Here is a 20092-nt window from a genome sequence, read left to right as displayed (position 1 = left end):
GGGACGGCGCCCACCAGTCCAGGGCCACGCACACGCAGAACACGCGGGCAGCCTAGCCCTCCTCGCGCGGCGGGAGCACGCAGAATTCGTTGCCCTCCGGGTCGGCCAGCACCACCCACGGCAGCTCCGGGTCGTCGGACAGCACCCGTGCGCCCAGCTCCGTCAACCGCGTCACCTCGTCGGCCTGGGACCCCTCCACCGGTACGAGGTCCAGGTGCAGCCGGTTCTTCACGACCTTGTCCTCGCCGACCGGCTGGAACACCATCTGCCACTGGCCGTCGGACCCGATGTCGACGTACTCCGCGCCCTTGCCGTCCTGCCAGCGCTTGACCACCTCGTAGCCGAGCGCGGCCGACCAGAACCGCGCGAGCGCTTCGGTGTCGTGGCAGTCCACCGCCACAGCTAGGATCCGGCTTCGCATGAATTCCTCCCGCCCCACCGCCGAACAGCTCGCCGCCGCGGCGGGCACGAGCATCCCGGATCTGCTCGCACCCGGCCTGGACGTGCTGTTCTGCGGTATCAACCCTGGTCTGTACTCCGGTGCGACCGGTTACCACTTCGCTCGTCCCGGTAACCGCTTCTGGCCCGCCCTGCACGCGGGCGGCTTCACCCCGCGCCGGTTCCACCCGAGCGAGCAGGCGGCACTGCTCGGTCTCGGCATCGGCATCACGAACGTGGTGAACCGGGCCACGGCGCGCGCCGACGAGCTGACTCCCGGCGAGCTCCGGGCCGGCGGCGTCCGGCTGCGGACGACGGTCACCCGGTACCGGCCGCGCTGGCTCGCGGTCGTCGGCATCACGGCCTACCGGACGGCGTTCGGCCACCCCAAGGCGACCTTCGGCCGGCAGCCCGGCGGGATCGGCGCGACGCGGGTGTGGGTCCTGCCCAATCCCAGCGGCCTGAACGCCCACTGGACGCCGGTGACACTCGGCGAGGCGTTCGCCGAGTTCCACGAGGCGGTTTACTCAGAGTAGTCCGCGACACATGCGGGTGAACCCGCGTCACGCGGACGATCCTCGCGGGTCACACAATTGACGGGTGTCGGTCGTGGCCGGTTCCAGCAGGGAGGATCAGGTCGAGGCGCCACACAAGCCCAGGCGGGACGTTGAGGGAGCGGACCGCCCGGGCTGTGCGTGCTCCCACGACCGGCCTTGCCGAGACGGAGTTCGTGATGACGCGCAGTAACGACCCCACCCGAGTTCCGCAAGGACCACCGTCCGGCCGGAGCGTGGGTGTCGCCGCTGTCGACCCCGTGCCCATCTACCGCGAGGGGCTGTCCGGACTGGTGCAGCGCACGCAGGGGATGCACTGGGCGGGCCAGGCCATCAACCCGCACGGGGCGCTGCAACTGGCCGAGCAGATCCACCCCGACGTGATCCTCGTCGACTCCGGTCTCGACCCGAACGGCCACCTGAGCAAGCTGCTCATCTCCGGTGACCCGGCCCTCATCGTGATCGCCCTGGTCCGGGAGGCCAACCGGACGCCCGCCTTCCTGCACGACGTCATCGCCGCGGGGGTGCACGCCGCGATTCCGCGCTCGGTCGAGCCGCGCCGGCTCATCGACGGCATCCGCCGTGCCTATCTGGACCGGCGCTACGTCGATCCGTCCCTGGCGACGCTGGTTTCGGCGGCCCGGCAGTCGGCCAGCGCCGCCGCGGTGCGCCGCGCGCAGATGCCGCTGTCCCGCCGCGAGTACCAAGTGCTGCAGCTCGTGGCGGAGGGCCTGGAGAACGCCGGGATCGCCAAGATCCTCTACCTGTCGGTGGAGACCGTGCGCACGCACGTCAAGAGCATCCTCCGCAAGCTGAACGCCCGGGACCGCACGCACGCGGTCACGATCGCCTTCCGCGGCGGCATCCTCGTCACCCAGCCCGACGACGGCCCGGACCAGCGGCTCACGCCCGGCTCGGCCGCTCCTGGCGTCGTGGAGTACCGCTCCCGGTAGTGGATTTCGTGCGTCACAACCGGCTGGATTCACTTGCCGCGGTTACCCACAGGTAATATTCTGATGTTACCGGCCAGTAGGGGACCAGCATGCGCCCAGCCGGAAACCCGATCGACAACGGAGCGACGACATGGGCCACTACAAGTCCAACGTGCGAGACCTCGAGTTCAACCTGTTCGAGGTCCTCAACGTCCAGGAGCGCCTCGGCAAGGGGGTCCTCGCGGACTCCGACGAGGAGACCGCGCGCGGCGCGCTGCACGAGCTGAACAACCTCGCCGTCGGCCCGCTGGCCGAGTCCTTCGCCGACGCCGACCGCAACCCGCCGGTCTACGACCCGAAGACGTTTTCGGCGAAGCTGCCCGAGTCGTTCAAGAAGAGCTACCAGCAGCTCTGGGACGGCGAGTGGTGGCGGCTGGGCCTGACCAACGACCTCGGCGGCCTCGGCCTGCCCCCGACCGTGCAGTGGGCCGCCGCCGAGCTGATCCTCGGCGCCAACCCGGCCCTGTTCATGTACCTGGCCGGCCCGAACTTCGCGATGATCCTCGACCGCAACGGCACCGAGGAGCAGAAGCGGTGGGCGCGGATCATGATCGAGCGCGCGTGGGGCGCCACCATGGTCCTCACCGAGCCGGACGCCGGTTCGGACGTCGGCGCCGGCCGCACCAAGGCCGTGCTGCAGGAAGACGGCAGCTGGCACCTGGACGGCGTGAAGCGGTTCATCACCTCCGCCGACCAGGACATGACCGAAAACATCATGCACCTGGTGCTGGCCCGTCCCGAGGGGCCGGGCATCGAGCCCAGGCCGGGCACCAAGGGCCTGTCGCTGTTCCTCGTCCCGAAGTTCCACTTCGACACCAACACCGGTGAGCTCGGCGAACGCAACGGCGTCTTCGTCACCAACGTCGAGCACAAGATGGGCCTGAAGGTCTCCACCACCTGCGAGCTGACCTTCGGCCAGCACGGCACCCCGGCCAAGGGCTGGCTGCTGGGCGAGGTGCACGACGGCATCGCGCAGATGTTCCAGGTCATCGAGTACGCCCGGATGATGGTCGGCACCAAGGCGATCGCCACCCTGTCCACCGGCTACCTGAACGCGCTGGAGTACGCCAAGGAGCGCGTGCAGGGTGCCGACCTGACCCAGATGACCGACAAGACGGCGCCGCGGGTGACCATCACGCACCACCCGGACGTGCGCCGGTCGCTGATGCTGCAGAAGGCGTACGCGGAGGGCCTGCGCGCGGTGTACCTCTACACCGCCTCGTTCCAGGACCAGGTATGGGTTGGTGAGGCAGGCGGTGTCGATCCCGCATCGCTCAAGCTGGCCGAGCGGGTCAACGACCTGCTGCTGCCGATCGTCAAGGGTGTCGGGTCCGAGCGCGCCACCGAGCAGCTCGTGCAGTCGCTGCAGACCCTGGGCGGCTCCGGCTTCCTGCAGGACTACCCGATCGAGCAGTACATCCGCGACTCGAAGATCGACTCGCTGTACGAGGGCACCACGGCCATCCAGTCTCAGGACTTCTTCTTCCGCAAGATCGTCCGCGACAAGGGCCAGGCGCTGGGCTACATCGCGAACGAGATCAGCCGGTTCCTGGAAAACACGGGGTCCGAGTCCGAAGCCCGGCTGAAGAACGAGCGTGAGCTGCTCAAGCGTGCCCTGGAGGACGTGCAGGGCATGCTCGGCGCGATGATCGGCTACCTGACCTCGTCGCAGGAGGACGTGCGGAACCTGTACAAGGTCGGCCAGCACACGGTGCGCTTCCTGATGTCGGCGGGTGACCTGCTGGTCGGCTGGCAGCTGCTGCGCCAGGCCGAGGTGGCGCTGGCCAAGCTGGACGGTGCCCCGGCCAAGGACCAGGCGTTCTACCAGGGCAAGATCGCGGTGGCGTCGTTCTTCGCCAAGACCGTCCTGCCCGAGCTGACCGCCCGTCGCGCGATCATCGAGGCCGCCGACAACGACCTGATGGAGCTCCCGGAAGCGGCGTTCTGACCCTCCACCGGTACCTGGCGAAGGGCCCTTCACCCGCGGGTGAAGGGCCCTTCGCACGTCCACGAAAAAATCCGGCCGCGATGTCGAGATCGCGTGACAGGCTCCGTCCCTGGGGTGAACGCGACCAGAACGGTCCGCACCACACCGAGACGAACACGGAGATCACGATGGCCAAGTACCTGTTGCTCAAGCACTACCGCGGCGCGCCGGCTCCGGTCAACAACGTGCCGATGGACCAGTGGACGCCCGCCGAGATTTCGGCGCACATGCAGTACATGCGCGACTTCGCCAACCGTCTGGAGGCGACCGGCGAGTTCGTCGACGGGCAGGCGCTGGCGCCGGAGGGCACCTGGGTCCGCTACGACGGCGAGGGCCGCCCGCCGGTCACCGACGGCCCGTTCGCCGAGACCAAGGACCTCATCGCGGGCTGGATGGTGATCGACGTCGACAGCTACGACCGCGCCCTCGAACTGGCCGGTGAGCTGTCCGCGGCACCGGGCGCGGGCGGCAAGCCGATCCACGAATGGCTCGAACTGCGCCCCTTCCTGACCGAGCCGCCCACCATCACCGAGTGACGACGCCGATGACCGGGGGCGCTGCCGCGCGCGGTGCCCCCGGTCAGGACCAGGCGGGGTAGGACGGGCCAGCGCCGCGTAGCGCTCGGACCACGCCGGGGGTCCAGCCGGCCAAAGGCGTGCGAGCCCGGGGATGAATCCACGCGCGTCCCAGAACGACAGCCCCCTGGGTGAACCTTCAGCAACGTCCGGGTGCGCGGCTCGGATGGGGCAGGTGGCGCTCGGGGCGGATGACCGCCTCCGCGCCGTCGATGTCGATGATTCCGGGCGTCATTCCTGGTTGCGCGCCAGGTGGCGTTCGAGGGAGTCGAGGTGCCGCGCCCAGTAGCGGCGGTACCGGCCGAGCCACTTGTCGATCTCGGCCAGGCCGTCCGGGCGCAGTGCGTAGATGCGGCGCTGCCCGTCCGGGCGCACCTCGACCAGGCCGACCTCGCGCAGGATCCGCAGGTGACGCGACACCGCGGGCTGGGTCAGCCCGGGCAGCGCGGCGACCAGGTCACCGGCGGCGAGCTCGCCCTGCGCCAGGAGGTCCAGCAGGGTGCGCCGGCTGGGCTCGGCGACCGCTTCGAAGACGTCCACACCCCCAAGTATCAGCGCAACCGTATATAAGTGTCAACAAATATACTGGTTTGAAAGCAGCGGGTGAAGGTACTCCCTGGGCACATCGAAGCTAAGGAGTTGCGATGACAATCGGTGGAATCATCAGCGCGATCATCGTCGGTCTCATCATCGGCGCGCTCGGTCGGCTGATCGCTCCTGGCAAGCAGGGCATTCCGATCTGGCTCACGATCATCATCGGTATCGTGGCGGCCTTCATCGGCACGGCGATCGCCCGCGGCATCGGCTACGCGGACACCAAGGGATTCGACTGGCTCGAGCTCATCACCCAGGTGGTCATCGCCGCGATCGGCGTCTCGCTGGCGGCCGGGGTGTACGGCCGCCGCAACATCACCAGGTAACGGCACACGGACACGCGTGCCCGGGAAGGTCCGCCGTTCCCGGGCACGTTTCCGTGTTCAGGAACGGAACGCCGCACAGCCCGCGGCGACGAACGACAGCTCGGGCGAGCGCCACAGCACCTCGGCCCACCGGTTGTCGGTGACCTGCTTGCCGTCCGAGCCGACGCAGGTGTACGTGCCACCGGTGACGAGCTTCCCGCAGGGCTGGTCCCGCTCCGGCGTGTGTACGCAGGTCGTGTAACTCGTGCAGGTCAGCGTGTGCAGCAGGGCGGACCCGACGTCCGCGCCGGCGCGGATGTTCAGCTTGCACCCGTTCTGCGGCGCGGCGTGCACCAGCACCGGCTCGGGCTCGGCGGCCGTGGCCGTCACGGGCAGCAGCACGACCGCCGCGCAGGCACCGGCCAGTGCGAAGAACTTCTTCACGGATATCCTCCCTCTCTCGCGAACGGTGACGGAGAGTATCGGATCGTGCGCGGGCTGAGGCCGCCGGTAGGTTTCGCCAATGGATCTCGACCACCGGGGGCTCACCCGCCTGCCCGCACTGCCCGCGGACCTGGAGTACCTGAGCGCCTACGACAACGACCTCACCGACCTCCCGGACGCGCTGTGGGACCTCGACCGGCTGGCCGTGCTGAACCTGGCGGCGAACCGGCTCACCTCGATCCCGCCCGGCATCGGGCGGCTGACCGCGCTGCACACCCTCGACCTGGGCCACAACCGGCTCACCGCGGTGCCGGACGAGCTGGGCGACCTGCCGAACCTGACGCAGTACCTCTACCTCTCCGACAACCAGCTGACCGCCCTGCCGGATTCGATCACCCGCCTCGGCCGCCTGCGGTACCTGAGCGCGACCGACAACCGCCTCACCGCCCTGCCCGCGGACCTCTCCGGCCTGCGCGAACTGCGTGAACTGCGCCTCTACCGCAACAACCTGCACGAGCTGCCGGACAGCCTCGGCGAGCTGGGCGCCCTGCGCGAGCTGCACCTGCGGGGCAACCACCTCACCGAGCTGCCCGCCTCGATCGGCGAGCTGACCGATCTGCGGTACCTGGACCTGCGCGAGAACGATCTGCGCACCCTGCCGGACGGGCTCGCCGCGTTGCCCCTGGTCAAGCTCGACCTGCGGTGGAACCGCCGGCTGACGGCGCCGGCGTGGCTGGACGACCTCGACGACTGCCTGGTGCTCCGCTAACCGGACGGCCGGTCCGCGCTCACCCCGAACCCGCACAGCACCGCCGGTTCGGGTGCGTAGGTGACGGTGCGGGTGTCGCGGCGGACCTCCGCGCCGGTGGCCAGGTCGTAGACCACCCGGGTGTCGCTCGCGGTGAAACCGCGGCGCCCGCTCGACGGGGTGCAGTCGGGTCCGCCGGGCTGCACCGGCGGCGACCGGAAGTCCGACGACGCCCCGGGAGTGCTCGTCACCCGGTACTGCTTGGTGCCCCAGATCTTCACCGTGACGCTCCCGCCGGACACCGACGCCTCGATCGCCACTCCGCTGCGCAGGCTGTTCGTGAACCGCAGGTCGACCGCCGAGCCGTCGGCAGCGACCGCGACCGCGTCCCGGGCGACCGGGTAGCGGTCCAGGTAGTAGCCGTGCTCGGTGTGGCCCGCATCGGTCAGTCCAGCGAGGTACGCGGCGTTGTAGAGGGTGCTGGCGAACTCGGACGAGCCGCCGCCGGGCACCACCGGGCCGGATCCGTCCTCGTTCAGCGGCGCCGGGACGTAGCCCTGCGACGCGCTGCGGGCACCGGCCCGCTCGTTGAGGCTGAACGTCTCACCGGGGCGCAGGACCGTGCCGTCCACCGAGTTCGCCATCACCTGGACGTTCGTCTCCGCGGCACCGGACAGGGCCCGGGTGGTGAACTCGCCGACGACCTCCTTGACGCCCAGCGCGGTCACCTCCTCGGTGGTGGTCTGCGGGCGGCTGGTCTGGTAGCGCACCGTGAGGTCGCGGCCGCCGGGTTTGGTGAGGACGTCCATCAGCGGCTGGAAGGTCTTGTTCCAGTCGACGCTGCGCGCGTCCTCGGACGGCTGGACGGTCGGCACGCCACCGGCGAACACCAGCCGCGCGTCCTTGCCGCGCTTCTCGGTGGCGGCCCGCGGATCGCGCACCGCCTGCTGCAGCTTCACCGGGTCGGCCTCGACCTTCAGCGCACCGCCCCCGGCCGGGCCGAACTTCAGCGCGGTGGCGATCTGGCGGGGTTCCAGCACCGCGTCCGCGCCGTCGCCGTGCAGCGTGACCGGCCCGGCGACCGCGGGCGCGACGAGCTGGTCCAGTGCCGAGTGCACGCCGGCCGAGGTGACCTGGACCGGGGTGAGCGCGACCGGTAGCCGGACACCCCTCTTGTCCAGCCAGGTCGCGCGCAGGATGTCACCGGCGCCCTTGACGTCGGTCAGTTCCTGCCCGTCGCGCGGCTCGATCGGGTACGGCTGCACGCCGCCGTCGCTACCCGGAACCGGAACGAACCCGATGCTGCCCTCGGTGGGCGGGTGGTTGATGCGCTCCGCAGCGAGCCGCGCGATCGACTGGTGCAGCCGGTCGGGGTCGGTCGAGGTGACGACACCGACCTCGCGCGCGCGGAAGAACGACAGGATGCGGTCGAGCGGGTCGAGCGGCTGGTGCCCGGCCTGCGCAATGGTGGAGGACCAGTCGACGGACAACCCGGACTGGGTGGGGTCGAGCGTGGTGCGGACGTCCCCGGCCTCGACCGGGACCGGCGCGTCGAGGCGCGGCCCCAGGTCCTGGCGCAGTTTCGCCTCAGCGTCACCGCGGCTCAGCCCGCCCACCTCGACCCCGGCGACCGTGACGCCGCGCGGGACCTCACCGGCGCTGAGGAGCAGGTCCGTGGCGTAGAGGACGACCCCGACAGCCAGCACGCAGCCGGCGGCCATGAGCGTCCGGGCGAGGAAGCGTTTCGCGGGGGACGGCGGAGACTGCACCGGCACGTCGCCGACCTCGAGGAGCTCACCGGCCAGCGCGTCCTCGGTCGCGTCGAGCGGCTCGTCCAGCAGGAACTCGGCGGGCGGACGCGCGCCGATCGCGGTGGTCTCGGTGGGCTGGACGGAGTCGGGGTCCCGCTCCGGCCAGTACTGGTCCTCCCGGTGCACGCTTCCTCCCGGACGCGCTACAAGTACAGACCCGTCCCGTGCTCCGTGCGCTCGGTGGCCACGGCGTGGATGTCGCGCTCCCGCATCACCAGGTACGCCTCGCCCTGGACCTCCACCTCGAGCTGGTCCTCGGGGTTGAACAGCACACGGTCGCCGATCTTCACGTTACGCACATTACTGCCTACCCCGAGTACATCGCCCCAGGCAAGACGGCGCGCCACCTGGGCCGTCGCCGGAATCACGATGCCGCCACTGCTGCGGCGCTCACCCTCCTCCGCGGAGACCCGGACGAGGACGCGGTCGTGCAGCATCTGGATTTCCAGCTTCGCCACGTCGTCCGGCAGTTTCTTGGGTTCCGACACGCCGGTAATGCTACGTGTCCCCAGTGCGCCGCGGAGACCAGCGGTTGCCGGCTCACGCCCCCGCGAGGATCAGCTGCAGGCGGTCCGGGCCGTCCGGCGTGATCCGGACGGGCACGCCCCAGTCCTGGCGGGTCACCCGGCAGACCGGGTGCTCGGCGTCCACGTCGCAGCTCGCGGCCTGGGCCACGACCTGCAGCACGCCCTCGGTGTGCCCCTCGGCGATCTTCAGCGTCCGGGTCAGCCCGGTGCCGGTGCCCTCGCCCTCGGCCAGCAGCTCCGGCGGCGCGGCGGTCACCTGGAGCCGGGTCGACGGGCCGAACCGGTCGTCCAGCTTCTCGCCCGGCGGCGGCGTGAAGACGACGGAGAACTCGACCGGGCCCGGCGCCAGCTCGGTCGGCGGGCGCCGCACGGCCAGCGCCTGCCCGGCCACCTGGTGAGCCGCCTCGGCGGACGCCGGCAGGGCGGTCAGGCGGTGGCCGGCCGATTCGACCACCAGCAGCGCCTCGTCGGTGACCAGCAGGCCGGAGGGTTCGGCGAGCCCGTCCGCGATCGTCGCGACCGTGCCGCTCGCCGGGTCGTAGCGCCGGACAGCGCCGTTGTAGGTGTCGGCGATCGCGATCGTGCCGTCGGCCAGGACCGCGACGCCCAGCGGGTGTTGCAGCAACGCGTCCGCGGCGTCACCGTCGCGGTGCCCGAACGAGAACAGGTCGGTGCCGACCGCCGTGTGCACGGTCACGCCGTCACCCGTCTCCAGGTAACGCAGCGCGGACGTCTCGGCGTCGGCCAGCCACAACCGCTCACCCTGGACGGCCAGGCCGGAGGTCTGCGCGAAGAACGCCTCGGCGGCCGCGCCGTCGCGCAGGCCCTCCACGGTGGTCCCGGCGAAGCGGGAGATCCGGCCGGTCCGCGGGTCGAACAGGCCGAGCGTGTGGTTGCCGGCCATCGCGACGACCACACCGTCCGCGGCCGGCCACCACACCACGTCCCACGGGCTGGTCAGGTCGATCGACAGCGCGTCGCCGCCGGTCTCGCCGTCGCGCCACTGGTTCCCGGTGCCGGCCACGGTGGTGACCTCGCCGGTGACCAGGTCGACGCCACGGAGCAGGTGGTTGGCCGTGTCGGCGACGAGCAGGTGGTACCCGGCCTGCTCGGCCACCTCGGCGGGCAGCAGCGCCAGCCCGGAGGGTTCGGCGAAGCTCGCGACGTCGAAGGCGCCGTCGGCGCGGCCGCGGGCGCCGCTGCCGAAGCGGCGGATCAGGGTCTCGCCGTCGGAGGCGAACTCGGCGATCGAGTGGTGACCGGTGTCGGCGACCAGGATGCGGCCGGCCGCGGTGGCCACGGCCTTCGCGGGGAAGCGCAGGTCGGCGGGCTGTTCCTCGGCCGGCACGTACGGGTTGCCCCCGCGGCGCAGCGTGCCCTGCGCGTCGTGGGTCTCGACCAGTTCCGCGATCACCCGGCGCAGCGCCTCGGCGTGCCCCTCCCCGGCCGCGGTGTGCACGACGTACCCCTTCGGGTCGACGATCACCAGCGTCGGCCACGCCTTCACCGCGTACTGCGACCAGGTGGTCATCTCCGGGTCGTTGAGGACCGGGTGGTGCACCTCGTAGCGGCGCACGGCGGCCTCGATCGCCGCGGCCTCGCCCTCGTGCACGAACTTCGGCGAGTGCACGCCGATCGTGACCAGCACGTCGGCGAACTCCTCCTCCAGCGGACGCAACTCGTCCAGCACGTGCAGGCAGTTGATGCAGCCCGACGTCCAGAAGTCGAGCAGCACGATCTTCCCGCGCAGCTGCGTCAGGGTGAGGCGCTCACCGCCGGTGTTCAGCCACAGGTCCCCGGCGAGTTCGGGCGCGCGGACGCGCGCCTGGCGATGCTCTGGTGCCACGCAACACCTCAACCGCCGACCGGAATGTCCTTGTTCCCCCGGCTCGCGATGTCGAATGTCACAACGCCGGCTCGCGGTAGGGGTCGTGCTCGGCGAGGAGCTTCTCCAGCCGGGCCTGGTCAACCCGGCTCATCAGGGCCGTGCTCTCCTGCCGGTCGCGCACGACCTTGGCCAGCGTGAAGGCCGAGGTGATCGCGTACAGCACGGCCATCGCGAGGAAGGCCCGCACCCAGCCGTTGACCGGCAGGTAGGCCACCCCGACCGCGACCGCGGCGAGCGAGAGGCCGAACGAGATCGCCGACTGCGCGAAGAACGCACCGGTGGCCGGTGCGGCGGTGGGTTTCGTCATGGCTCCACGGTCGCGCGTGACCGGCCGGATGTCTTGAGTGCTTCTACTCAAACCGATCCAGGGCGGTGGCGATCACGGCGGGATCGGTCAGCGGAGCGAGGTGGTGGGAGTCGAGGCGCTCGACCGGCCAGCCGAGTTCGGCCGCCCGGGCCGCCTCCTCCTCGTAGGCGCCGCTGAGCTGGAGGTAGCCGCTGGGCGGGACCTCGGCGTCGGGCACGGGTTCGGCGAAGTAGGCCAGCGGCACGCGGGGCAGCTCGGCGAGGAACTCCGCGCGGATGTGCTGGTCGGGCAGCAGATCTTCGATGGTGCCGGGCGGGAACCACCGGTTCCAGGGCGGCAGGCGGTCGTCGTCGGCCAGCTCCCGCAAACGCTTGCGCAACTCTGGTGACGCCGTGTCGAACCAGCTGCGGCCGGGATGCGGAAGCAGAGCGTCGACGAAGACGGCACGCGGTACGGGGATCCGGGCCGCGATGGCGGGCACCAGCGCGCCGGCACCGCTGTGCACAACGAGCACTCCGGGCTCGGTGACGGTACCCGCGAGCTTCGGGTAGTACGGCCCGTCGCCGGCGAGCGCGCCGAGGAGCGACGGGACGGCAACCCGGTGGCCGCGGGCACGCAACTCGCCGGCGACGCGCTGCCAGGTGGCCGGCCCGACGAGCGGGCTGTGCACGAGCACGAAGTCGATCATGAAAACCTCCGGGCGGTCGGGTCCGGTCACTAGCATGTCGGCGAGGGTCGGGAGGGACTTCACATGGACGAGGCGTTGCGCGCGGTGGCGGACAGTCTGGACCGCCCGTCGGCGGCACGGGTGTACGACTACTTCCTCGGGGGCACGAACCACTACGCGATCGACCGTGAGTTCGCGCAGAAGATCCACCGGACGCTACCCCTGATCGGCGAGTACATGAAGACGAGCCGGCAGTTCCTCGGGCGGGCCGTCCGGGAGTGCGTGCGGCTGGGGGTGCGGCAGTTCGTCGACATCGGATCGGGCCTGCCCACGGCCGGCAACGTCCACGACGTCGCCGACGCGACACGCCCGCAGCGCGACACGCGGGTCGTGTACGTGGACAACGAACCGGTCGCGCTGGCGCACTCGCAACTGCTGCTGGCCGACAGCGCCGATCCCGCGCGGCACGCGGCGATCGCGGCGGATTTTCTCCAATCGGCGGACCTGTGGGCACGCGTGCTGGACACCGGCCTGATCGACGCCCGGCAGCCGGTCGCGCTGGTGATCAACGCGGTGCTGCACTTCGTCAAGGACGCCGACGACCCGGACAGCCGTCTCACCTGCCTCCGCGAGCGCCTCGCGCCGGGATCGCTGCTGGTCCTGTCGCAGATGACGAACGAGAACCCGCGCAGCGAGGAGGAGCGGCAGGCGCTGGCCGACCTGGTCGGGTACTACGAGACGACCACGAACCCCGCCCAGCTGCGCACGGTCGCCGAGTTCGCGCGGTTCTTCGGCGACTGGGAGCTGCTCGAACCCGGCCTGGTGTACGCACCGGCGTGGCACCCGGACCGGCACACGCTGTTCCGGCGGGTGCCGTCGGAGTCCCGCGTGATCGGCGGCGTCGCCCGCAAGCCCTGAGCGGACCGCGGCCCGGGAGAAATCGGGCGGCCGCGCGCGTTGACCCGGTATGGCTGTCGTGTTGCTGCTGTACATCGTCGCCGAGGTGGCCGCCGTCTGGGCGGTCAGCTCGCTGATCGGGTTCCTGGGCACCCTCGGGTTGCTCGTGGTCGGCGCGTTCCTCGGTTCGTGGCTGGCTCGCCGGGAGGGCGCGCGCGCCGCCCAGGCGTTCCTCGCCACGGCGCGTTCGGGCCGGTCGCCGCACGCCGAGATCACCGACGGCATGCTCGTCGCGCTCGGCGGGCTGCTCATCATGATCCCGGGGTTCCTGTCCGACCTCGCCGGGCTGGCGCTGCTGCTCCCACCGACACGGGGCATCGTGCGGCGGGCGTGGCTGCGGCGCGCGGAACGGCGGATGCCGAACCGGCTCATCGTGGTCGACAGCGAGGTGGTCGACAACGAGACCCCGCACCGCCCCATCATCGAGGGCTGACGCCGCGCTACCCGACTCGGGGAATGTCGAAGTAACCCGACAGCCGCACCGCCGGCGCGTACTCGCCCTTCACTCTGACCTTCCCGGTCACGAACATCGCCGCCACCGCCGCGTTCCCGGTCGCCACGCGGAAGAAGTCGTCCGGGGCGATCGTGATCGTGGTGTCCGGGTCGCGTCCCAGTTCGCGGCCGGACACGCAGCGGCCGTCCTCGATCACGGTCTGGAACCGGTCGTAGCCACCGAGTCCGGAGCCGCCCGGGAACCGCCAGCACACCACCAGACTCGAGTACCGCGCCTTCTCCGCGAGGAAGTGGTCCGACATCCGGCGGAAGATCTCCTCGAGGAACACCGTCCGCAGCTCGGGGTGCTCGGCGATCGCCCGCAACTGCTCCTTCGACGCACGCCGCACCAGGTCGGCAAGGGTCTCGGTGGACACCCCGCTCAGGTGCACACCCGCGTCGGCGGTGCCGAGCATGTGCAGGGTTTCGAGCAACTGGATGAACTGCTCCGCGGACAGCTTGCTCAGATCGAGCTCGCGCGCGAACGCGTCGACCACTGTGCCGGACACAGGCGGAGAGTCTACCGGCGGCTGGGCGAAGAGGTAGCGTTTCGACGGTGAAGGAGGTCGGCGTGACGGAAGACGTGAAGGCCCCGCGGTCGCGGCGGTTGCCCAGACCGGTGCGGGAGCGGCAGATTCTGGACGCCGCGGTGGAGGTGTTCTCCCGCCACGGATACCACTCCGCGTCGATGGACGAGATCTCCGAGGTCGCCGGTGTCTCCAAGCCGATGATCTACTCCTACCTGGGCGCCAAGGAGGACCTGTTCGCCAAGTGCATCCGCCGCGAGGCGGGCCGTCTGCTGGAGGCGGTGCGCGACGGTCTGCGCTCGGAGCTGCCGCCGGACATGCAGCTGTGGCACGGGCTGCGCTCGTTCTACCGGTTCGTCGCCGAGTACCGCGATTCCTGGACGGTGCTGCACCGCCAGGCGCTGACCGTCGGCGGACGGTTCGCCGACGAGATCACGATGTTGCGCTCCCGGGCCATCGAGGTGGTCACCGCGCTCGTGGTCACCGCGGGCATGAAGAAGGGCCTGGGGGACCGGGCCGAGTTCTCCGGCCCGGCCCTCGCGGTGGCGCTGGTGGGTGCCGCCGAGTCGCTGGCGGACTGGTGGCTCGACCACTCCGAGGTGTCCGACGGGGTGCTCGCGTCGTGGCTGATGAACCTGGTGTGGCTGGGGTTCAACGACCTCATCGAGGGTGCGGTGTGGCGTCCGGGGGAGTGATCGTCCCCTCCAGGTGCGGCTTCGGTTTCCGCGCCGCCCACAGCTCGACGGCCCACCCGTCGCCCGCCCGCCACGAGGTGAAGGCGACCTTCGCGGGCAGCAGCACGGGCAGCTTGAACTTCACGTCCACCGTGTACGCCCCGGGCAGCCTGCCCTCGAACGCGGCCAGCACGCGTGCCTTGGTCCACATGCCGTGCGCGATCGCGGACGGGAAGCCGAACAGCTTCGCCGTCAACGGGTGCAGGTGGATCGGGTTGCGGTCGCCGGACACCTCGGCGTAGCGCCGGCCGATGTCGCCGGGCACGTGCCAGATCGCCGTCGGCGACGGCGGTGCCAGCTGCTCGCGCTTGCCGCCGCCCGCGCCCCCACCGCGCCGCAGGTAGGTGCTCACCTCTGTCCAAACCGGACCTTCGGTGGTGGTGAACTCGCTGATCACGTCGAACTGGCGGCCCTTTTCGTGCGGCCGCAGGTTCTCCGCGCGCACCCGCATGGCGCCGGTGTCGGACAGGCGGACCGGACGCCGCTGCGTGATCCGGTTCGCGATGTGCACCATGCCCAGCAACGGGAACGGGAAGTCCGGCTGCGTCATCAGCGCCATCTGCAATCCGAACGCGTGCACGTGCGGGTACGTCGCGGGCAGTTCGTCGCTCAGCCGGAACCCGCAGACCCGGTTGTAGGCCACGACGTGCGCGGGGTCGAAGCCGATGCCCGCACGCACGTACTCGGTGTCCGGCAGGCTCTGCCCACCGCCACGGGTCAGCAGCGCCTTGGCGTACAACGGTGCGAGCTTCGGCGCCTCCCGGATTTCCTTGACCGTTGTCATCACGCCCCCAGCAATGCCTGACCGCACACGCGGACCACGTTGCCGTTCACCGCGGCCGACGCGGGGTTGGCGTACCACGCGATCGTCTCGGCGACGTCCACCGGCAGCCCGCCCTGGCCGAGGCTGGACAGCCGCCGCCCGGCCTCGCGGATGAACAGCGGGACCGCCGCGGTCATCTGCGTCTCGATGAACCCGGGCGCGACCGCGTTGATGGTGGCGCCGTACTCGGCCAGCTTCGGCGCACCGTCGGCCACCATGCCGATCACGCCGGCCTTGCTGGTCCCGTAGTTGGTCTGGCCGACGTTGCCGGCGATGCCGGCGATCGACGAGACCCCGATGATCCGGCCGTTGTCCCGCAGCACCTTCTCCGCGAGCAGCTTGTCGTTGACCGCGAGCTGCGCGACCAGGTTCACGGTGAGCACCGCGTCCCACGCACCCTCGGTGAGGTTGCCGAGCGTCTTGTCCCGGGTGATGCCCGCGTTGTGCACGACGACGTCGACCCCACCGTGCCGCTCCGCGAGGTAGGCGGCCAGCTTGTCCGGCGCGTCCGCCGCGGTGATGTCCAGCTGCAGCGCGGAACCGCCGATCTCGTTGGCGACCGCGGACAGGTCGCCGCCCTGCGCCGGGATGTCCAGGCCGACCACGTGCGCGCCGTCGCGGGCGAGGACCCGGGCGATCGCCGCGCCGATGCCCCGCGAGGCGCCGGTAACGAGGGCGACCTTGCCGTCCAGGGGCTTGTCCCAGTTCTCGATCGCGGGCACGGCCGGGGTGCCGGTGGCACCGACGCGGATCACCTGGCCGTCGACGAACGCCGACTTGGCGGACAGCAGGAACCGCAACGTCGATTCGGCGGCTTCCTCGGCGCCGGCCGCGACGTACACCAGCTGGGCGGTCGCGCCGCGCTTGAGCTCCTTGCCGACCGACCGGGTGAACCCTTCGAGCGCGCGCTGGGCGATCCGCTCCCGGCCGTCGGCCAGCTCGGGTGGAGTGCCCAGCACGACGACGCGGCCGCCGGAGCCGACCCGGCGGATCACCGGGTGGAAGAACAGGTACATCTCCCGCAGCTGGGCGGGGTCGGTGATGCCGGTGGCGTCGAACACCAGGGCGCCGTAGCGTTCGTCGCCGCCCGCCGGCTCGGTCAGCACGGTGATCCCGGCGGCTGCGAGCTGGGTCGTCACCGCCTTGCCCAGCCGCCCGCCGGGCGCGCCGCCGAAAAGTGCGGGACCATCGAGCGGGGGCTGGCCGGGGCGGTACCGGCGCAGCACCGGCGGGTTGGGCAGCCCGAGCCTGGGCACCACGAACTTCCCGATCGGCGTCTTGGTGAACTGCTGATACCGGTCGGCCATCACGTGCCTCCTCACCGAGCTTACCTACTCGTCAGTAGGTTACACTGTCATCCGAGGCTCGCCACCCCAGTGGGAGGAAAGGTCATGGACGTCCGTCGCGTCGCCATCGTCGGCGGCAACCGCATCCCGTTCGCGCGCTCGAACGGCCGCTACGCCAGCGCGTCCAACCAGGACATGCTCACCGCCGCGCTGGACGGCCTGGTGAGCCGCTTCGCGCTGCAGGGCGAGCGCATCGGCGAGGTCGCCGCCGGTGCGGTGCTCAAGCACGCCCGGGACTTCAACCTCGCCCGGGAGAGCGTGCTGGGCAGCAAGCTCTCGCCGGAAACACCGGCCGCGGACGTCCAGATGGCGTGCGGCACCGGCCTGCAGGCGATCGTCAACGTCGCCAACAAGATCGCGCTCGGGCAGATCGACTCGGCGATCGCCGGAGGCGTGGACACCACCTCCGACGCCCCGCTCGCGGTGAACGACGACCTGCGCCGCATCCTCGTGCAGCTCAACGCGGCGAAGACCGTGGGTCAGCGGCTCAAGCTGCTGACGAAGCTGCGGCCGGGCCAGATCGTGCCGGAAATCCCGCGCAACGCCGAGCCGCGCACCGGCCTGTCGATGGGCGAGCACGCGGCGCTGACCGCCCGGGAGTGGGAGATCTCCCGCGAGGAGCAGGACGTGCTCGCCGCGACCAGCCACCAGCGGCTCGCCGCGGCCTACGAACGCGGGTTCTTCGACGACCTGGTCACGCCGTACCTCGGCCTGACCCGCGACCAGAACCTGCGGCCGGACTCGACCGCGGAGAAGCTCGCCAAGCTCAAGCCCGTCTTCGGCGGCCCCGACGGCACGATGACCGCGGGCAACTCGACCCCGCTGACCGACGGCGCGTCGACGGTCCTGCTCGCGAGCGAGGAGTGGGCCGCCGAACGGAACCTGCCGGTGCTGGCCCACCTGACGTACGCGCAGACCGCGGCCGTGGACTACGTGCACGGCGGCGAGGGCCTGCTGATGGCCCCCGCCTACGCCGTGCCGCGGATGCTCGCGAAGGCGGGCCTGACCTTGCAGGACTTCGACTTCTACGAGATCCACGAGGCGTTCGCCTCCCAGGTGCTGGCGACGCTCAAGGCGTGGGAGAGCCCGGCGTTCGCCAAGGAGAAGCTGGGACTCGACCAGCCCCTCGGCCCGATCGACCGGTCGAAGCTGAACGTCAACGGCTCGTCGCTGGCCGCGGGGCACCCGTTCGCCGCGACCGGTGGCCGGATCGTGGCGACCCTGGCGAAACTGCTGCACGAGAAGGGCTCGGGCCGCGGCCTGATCTCCATCTGCGCCGCCGGCGGCCAGGGCATCACGGCGATCCTGGAGAAGTGAGCCCGAGCTGGGCGAGCAGGGCGAGTTGGTCGAGGACGCCCCAGCGCTCGGCGATCCGGTCACCCGCCACGCGGAACACGTTGACGCCGCGCAGGGTGATCGTCCTGCCGGTGCCGGGCACGCCCATCAGCTCGCCCCGGTGGGTACCGCTGGCGGTGAACACCTCGACGACGAGGTCACCTTCGGCGACGAGCTGCTCGACGTCGCTGTGCCAGTCCGGCAGCGCCCGGCGGAACAGCACGGCGGCCTGGCGCATGCCCTCGGGCCCCTCCGGGGCTCCCGGGAACGGCGGGTCGTGGCTGACGAAACCGGGGTCGAGATAGCGCTCGACGGCACCGGTGTCGCCCTTGGTGAACAGGTCCTGGATGAAGTCTTCGACGAGTTGCTTGTTCTTGCTGAGCTGGTCAGCGGTCATGCAACGATCGTGCGGCGCCGGCAGGCCTCGGACCATCCCACCCGTCTGGGATTTCCCCGGGGTACCTCGGGGGCGCACACTCGTCCCATGCGGCGATCGCCCAGCGCGGCCCGCGCCGAGCACGACGTGATCCGGCTGTCGCACAGCGGACTGGACACCACCGGCGTCCGGCAGGAGGTGCTGCGGGCGCTGCGCCGCGTGGTGCCCGCGGACGCGACGTTCTTCGCCACCGCCGACCCGGGCACCCTGCTGTTCACCGGCGGCTGGCCGGACCCGCCACTGGACAGCGCGACGCCGCTGTTCCTGGACAACGAGTTCGGCGGCGGCGACGTGAACACCTTCGCCGGGCTGGTCACGTCCGGACGGCCGGTCGAGTCGCTGGACGGCGCCACGCGGCGGGACCGGTGGGCCAGCCCCCGGTACCGCGAGATCATGCGGCCGCTCGGCCTCGGCGACGAGCTGCGCGCCGCGCTCGTGGCCGGCGGGCACTGCTGGGGCTACCTGTGCCTGCACCGCGAGGACGGCCTGAGCGGCTTCAAGTTCGCCGAAAAGGCCGCGCTCGCGCGGCTCGCTCCGCATCTCGCCCACGCCATCCGCACCGCCGCGCTCCTGCACGGGCCGGCCGTGGCGGGTCACCAGCCGGGTGTGGTGGTGCTGACCGAGGGCCTGGAGCTCGTCTCGCTCACCCCCGATGCCGAGCACCTGCTGTCCCTGCTGCCGCCCGGTCGCCCGCTGCCCGTGCCGGTGTACGCGGTCGCCGCTGCGCTGCGATCCGGCGGTGCGATGCTGCCCAGCGCCCGGGTCCGCGCCGCCGACGGGTCCTGGCTCACCCTGCACGCCTCACGGCTCACCGGGACCCGGCAGCTGGTCGTCGTCGTCGAACCGGCGGACGCGCGCACGGCCGCACCGCTGGTGCTGGCCGCGCACGGGCTGACCGCGCGCGAGGCCGAGGTCGCCACCCTGGTCCTGCGCGGTCAGCCGACCCGTGCGATCAGCGAGGAGCTGCACATCTCGGCGCACACGGTGCAGGACCACCTCAAGGCGGTGTTCGACAAGGTCGGCGTGCGCAGCCGCCGAGACCTGGTGTTCCGTCTGCTCGGCTAGACGGGCAGGGCGTCGCGCGCGGACGCGGCGGTCGACTGGATCTGCTTCGACGCCTTGTGTGCCCGCTTGCTCGCCCGCTCCGTCGCCTTCTGCGCCTGCTTGCTCGCCTTCTCGGCGGCGCGGCGGGCGCGCCAGCCCAGCGACGGCTTGCCTTCGGTGTCGGCGGCGGCGATCAGCAGGCCACCGGCCAGGCCGGCGTTCTTGAGCAGGTGGATCAGCTGTTGCTGCTTCTCCTGCGGGTCCTTGGCCTCCCAGAACGGGTGCCCGCCGACGGTCGTCGGTACGAGGCTGCCGACCAGCGCCAGCGCGGACAGCCGCGGGAACTTGCCGAGGGCGAACAGGGTCCCGGCCGCGATCTTGACCCCCGCGTCGATCTTGACCAGGTTCACCGGGTCGGTCGGGACGGCGTCGGGTAGCTTGTCCCGCTGCTGCCCGACCTTGTCGAGCACGGGCTTGATGGCCTCGGCGTGGCCCTCGGGATTCCGCAGGGCGTTGATGCCGCCGTAGATGAAGATGCCCGCCAGCATGGGGCGGGCCAGT

The 20092-nt window shown here is 71.2% G+C and carries 24 protein-coding genes; 11 read left to right on the top strand and 13 right to left on the bottom strand.

Features of this window, described 5'->3' with window-relative positions; genetic code table 11:
- Positions 1-52: 52 nt before the first annotated feature.
- Positions 53-421, bottom strand: a complete 369-nt coding sequence (locus tag FHX46_RS01605; RefSeq protein ID WP_167109982.1) for a VOC family protein — start codon at positions 419-421, stop codon at positions 53-55.
- Between FHX46_RS01605 and mug the strand changes: the two genes are divergently transcribed.
- The 4 genes from mug to FHX46_RS01585 all read left to right on the top strand — a co-directional run bounded on the left by mug (position 420) and on the right by FHX46_RS01585 (position 4507).
- Entirely contained in the window at positions 420-974 is a 555-nt protein-coding gene (mug, locus tag FHX46_RS01600; RefSeq protein ID WP_167109980.1) for a G/U mismatch-specific DNA glycosylase, read from the top strand. The genes FHX46_RS01605 and mug overlap by 2 nt on opposite strands.
- Positions 975-1171: 197 nt before the next feature.
- A complete protein-coding gene (locus tag FHX46_RS01595; RefSeq protein WP_167109978.1) occupies positions 1172-1945 on the top strand; it encodes a response regulator transcription factor in 774 nt (257 codons plus the stop codon).
- A 130-nt stretch (positions 1946-2075) separates the two neighbouring features.
- A complete protein-coding gene (locus tag FHX46_RS01590) occupies positions 2076-3932 on the top strand; it encodes an acyl-CoA dehydrogenase (RefSeq protein WP_167109976.1) in 1857 nt (618 codons plus the stop codon).
- Between the two features lie 167 nt (positions 3933-4099).
- Positions 4100-4507 carry a YciI family protein gene (locus FHX46_RS01585; RefSeq protein WP_167109974.1) on the top strand — a complete coding sequence of 136 codons (408 nt, stop codon included), beginning with the start codon at positions 4100-4102 and terminating at the stop codon, positions 4505-4507.
- Positions 4508-4777: 270 nt separating this feature from the next.
- Here the strand turns inward: FHX46_RS01585 and FHX46_RS01580 are convergent, their stop codons facing one another.
- Positions 4778-5086, bottom strand: coding sequence for an ArsR/SmtB family transcription factor (locus FHX46_RS01580; RefSeq protein WP_167109972.1), 309 nt, complete (start codon positions 5084-5086; stop codon positions 4778-4780).
- Positions 5087-5190: 104 nt separating this feature from the next.
- Here FHX46_RS01580 and FHX46_RS01575 point away from each other — a divergent pair, with 104 nt between their 5' ends.
- Positions 5191-5466, top strand: coding sequence for a GlsB/YeaQ/YmgE family stress response membrane protein (locus FHX46_RS01575; RefSeq protein WP_167102364.1), 276 nt, complete (start codon positions 5191-5193; stop codon positions 5464-5466).
- Positions 5467-5523: 57 nt separating this feature from the next.
- Here FHX46_RS01575 and FHX46_RS01570 read toward each other — a convergent pair whose 3' ends face one another.
- A complete protein-coding gene (locus tag FHX46_RS01570; RefSeq protein ID WP_167109971.1) occupies positions 5524-5889 on the bottom strand; it encodes a hypothetical protein in 366 nt (121 codons plus the stop codon).
- 79 nt (positions 5890-5968) lie between these two features.
- Between FHX46_RS01570 and FHX46_RS01565 the strand changes: the two genes are divergently transcribed.
- Positions 5969-6658: a leucine-rich repeat domain-containing protein gene (locus FHX46_RS01565; RefSeq protein WP_167109969.1), complete on the top strand. Its 690-nt coding sequence runs from the start codon at positions 5969-5971 to the stop codon at positions 6656-6658.
- Here the strand turns inward: FHX46_RS01565 and FHX46_RS01560 are convergent.
- The 5 genes from FHX46_RS01560 to FHX46_RS01540 all read right to left on the bottom strand — a co-directional run bounded on the left by FHX46_RS01560 (position 6655) and on the right by FHX46_RS01540 (position 11858).
- Complete coding sequence (locus tag FHX46_RS01560; RefSeq protein WP_167109967.1) at positions 6655-8574, bottom strand: VanW family protein; 1920 nt, start codon at positions 8572-8574, stop codon at positions 6655-6657. The two genes, FHX46_RS01565 and FHX46_RS01560, sit on opposite strands and share 4 nt — an antisense overlap.
- A 17-nt stretch (positions 8575-8591) precedes the next feature.
- The gene (locus FHX46_RS01555; RefSeq protein ID WP_167120995.1) at positions 8592-8885 is read right to left on the bottom strand and encodes a GroES family chaperonin; all 294 of its coding nucleotides are present in this window, start codon (positions 8883-8885) and stop codon (positions 8592-8594) included.
- Between the two features lie 103 nt (positions 8886-8988).
- Positions 8989-10821, bottom strand: coding sequence for an NHL domain-containing thioredoxin family protein (locus FHX46_RS01550; RefSeq protein ID WP_167109965.1), 1833 nt, complete (start codon positions 10819-10821; stop codon positions 8989-8991).
- 58 nt (positions 10822-10879) lie between these two features.
- Entirely contained in the window at positions 10880-11170 is a 291-nt protein-coding gene (locus FHX46_RS01545; protein ID WP_167109963.1) for a YiaA/YiaB family inner membrane protein, read from the bottom strand.
- Positions 11171-11213: 43 nt separating this feature from the next.
- Positions 11214-11858 (bottom strand): alpha/beta hydrolase, encoded by a 645-nt coding sequence (locus FHX46_RS01540; RefSeq protein ID WP_167109961.1) that lies wholly within the window; start codon positions 11856-11858, stop codon positions 11214-11216.
- Between the two features lie 63 nt (positions 11859-11921).
- Between FHX46_RS01540 and FHX46_RS01535 the strand changes: the two genes are divergently transcribed.
- Positions 11922-12755 (top strand): SAM-dependent methyltransferase, encoded by an 834-nt coding sequence (locus FHX46_RS01535; RefSeq protein ID WP_167109959.1) that lies wholly within the window; start codon positions 11922-11924, stop codon positions 12753-12755.
- A 49-nt stretch (positions 12756-12804) separates the two neighbouring features.
- A complete protein-coding gene (locus tag FHX46_RS01530; protein WP_167109958.1) occupies positions 12805-13227 on the top strand; it encodes an FxsA family protein in 423 nt (140 codons plus the stop codon).
- Between the two features lie 7 nt (positions 13228-13234).
- On the opposite strand, the gene FHX46_RS01525 is transcribed toward FHX46_RS01530, so the two are convergent.
- Positions 13235-13795: an SCP2 sterol-binding domain-containing protein gene (locus FHX46_RS01525; protein WP_313885992.1), complete on the bottom strand. Its 561-nt coding sequence runs from the start codon at positions 13793-13795 to the stop codon at positions 13235-13237.
- A gap of 47 nt (positions 13796-13842) precedes the next feature.
- Between FHX46_RS01525 and FHX46_RS01520 the strand changes: the two genes are divergently transcribed.
- Positions 13843-14508 carry a TetR/AcrR family transcriptional regulator gene (locus tag FHX46_RS01520; RefSeq protein WP_390622575.1) on the top strand — a complete coding sequence of 222 codons (666 nt, stop codon included), beginning with the start codon at positions 13843-13845 and terminating at the stop codon, positions 14506-14508.
- Here the strand turns inward: FHX46_RS01520 and FHX46_RS01515 are convergent.
- The gene (locus FHX46_RS01515) at positions 14474-15331 is read right to left on the bottom strand and encodes a MaoC family dehydratase (protein WP_167109954.1); all 858 of its coding nucleotides are present in this window, start codon (positions 15329-15331) and stop codon (positions 14474-14476) included. The two genes, FHX46_RS01520 and FHX46_RS01515, sit on opposite strands and share 35 nt — an antisense overlap.
- Entirely contained in the window at positions 15331-16677 is a 1347-nt protein-coding gene (locus FHX46_RS01510; RefSeq protein ID WP_167109952.1) for a 3-oxoacyl-ACP reductase, read from the bottom strand. Before FHX46_RS01510 ends, FHX46_RS01515 begins: the two co-directional genes overlap by 1 nt.
- Positions 16678-16761: 84 nt before the next feature.
- Between FHX46_RS01510 and FHX46_RS01505 the strand changes: the two genes are divergently transcribed.
- Positions 16762-18033, top strand: a complete 1272-nt coding sequence (locus FHX46_RS01505; protein WP_167109950.1) for an acetyl-CoA C-acetyltransferase — start codon at positions 16762-16764, stop codon at positions 18031-18033.
- Here FHX46_RS01505 and FHX46_RS01500 read toward each other — a convergent pair.
- Complete coding sequence (locus FHX46_RS01500; RefSeq protein WP_167109948.1) at positions 18011-18448, bottom strand: ester cyclase; 438 nt, start codon at positions 18446-18448, stop codon at positions 18011-18013. The genes FHX46_RS01505 and FHX46_RS01500 overlap by 23 nt on opposite strands.
- 87 nt (positions 18449-18535) lie before the next feature.
- Between FHX46_RS01500 and FHX46_RS01495 the strand changes: the two genes are divergently transcribed.
- Positions 18536-19552: a helix-turn-helix transcriptional regulator gene (locus FHX46_RS01495; protein WP_208399961.1), complete on the top strand. Its 1017-nt coding sequence runs from the start codon at positions 18536-18538 to the stop codon at positions 19550-19552.
- Here FHX46_RS01495 and FHX46_RS01490 read toward each other — a convergent pair.
- On the bottom strand, positions 19549-20079 hold the full coding sequence (locus tag FHX46_RS01490) for a DoxX family protein (protein ID WP_167120989.1): 531 nt from the start codon (positions 20077-20079) through the stop codon (positions 19549-19551). The genes FHX46_RS01495 and FHX46_RS01490 overlap by 4 nt on opposite strands.
- Positions 20080-20092: the final 13 nt, after the last annotated feature.

This window comes from Amycolatopsis viridis, assembly GCF_011758765.1.
Taxonomy (GTDB): domain Bacteria; phylum Actinomycetota; class Actinomycetes; order Mycobacteriales; family Pseudonocardiaceae; genus Amycolatopsis_E; species Amycolatopsis_E viridis.
The sequence above is the reverse complement of the archived record's forward strand: the minus strand, read 5'-3'. Positions and strand labels throughout refer to the sequence as shown.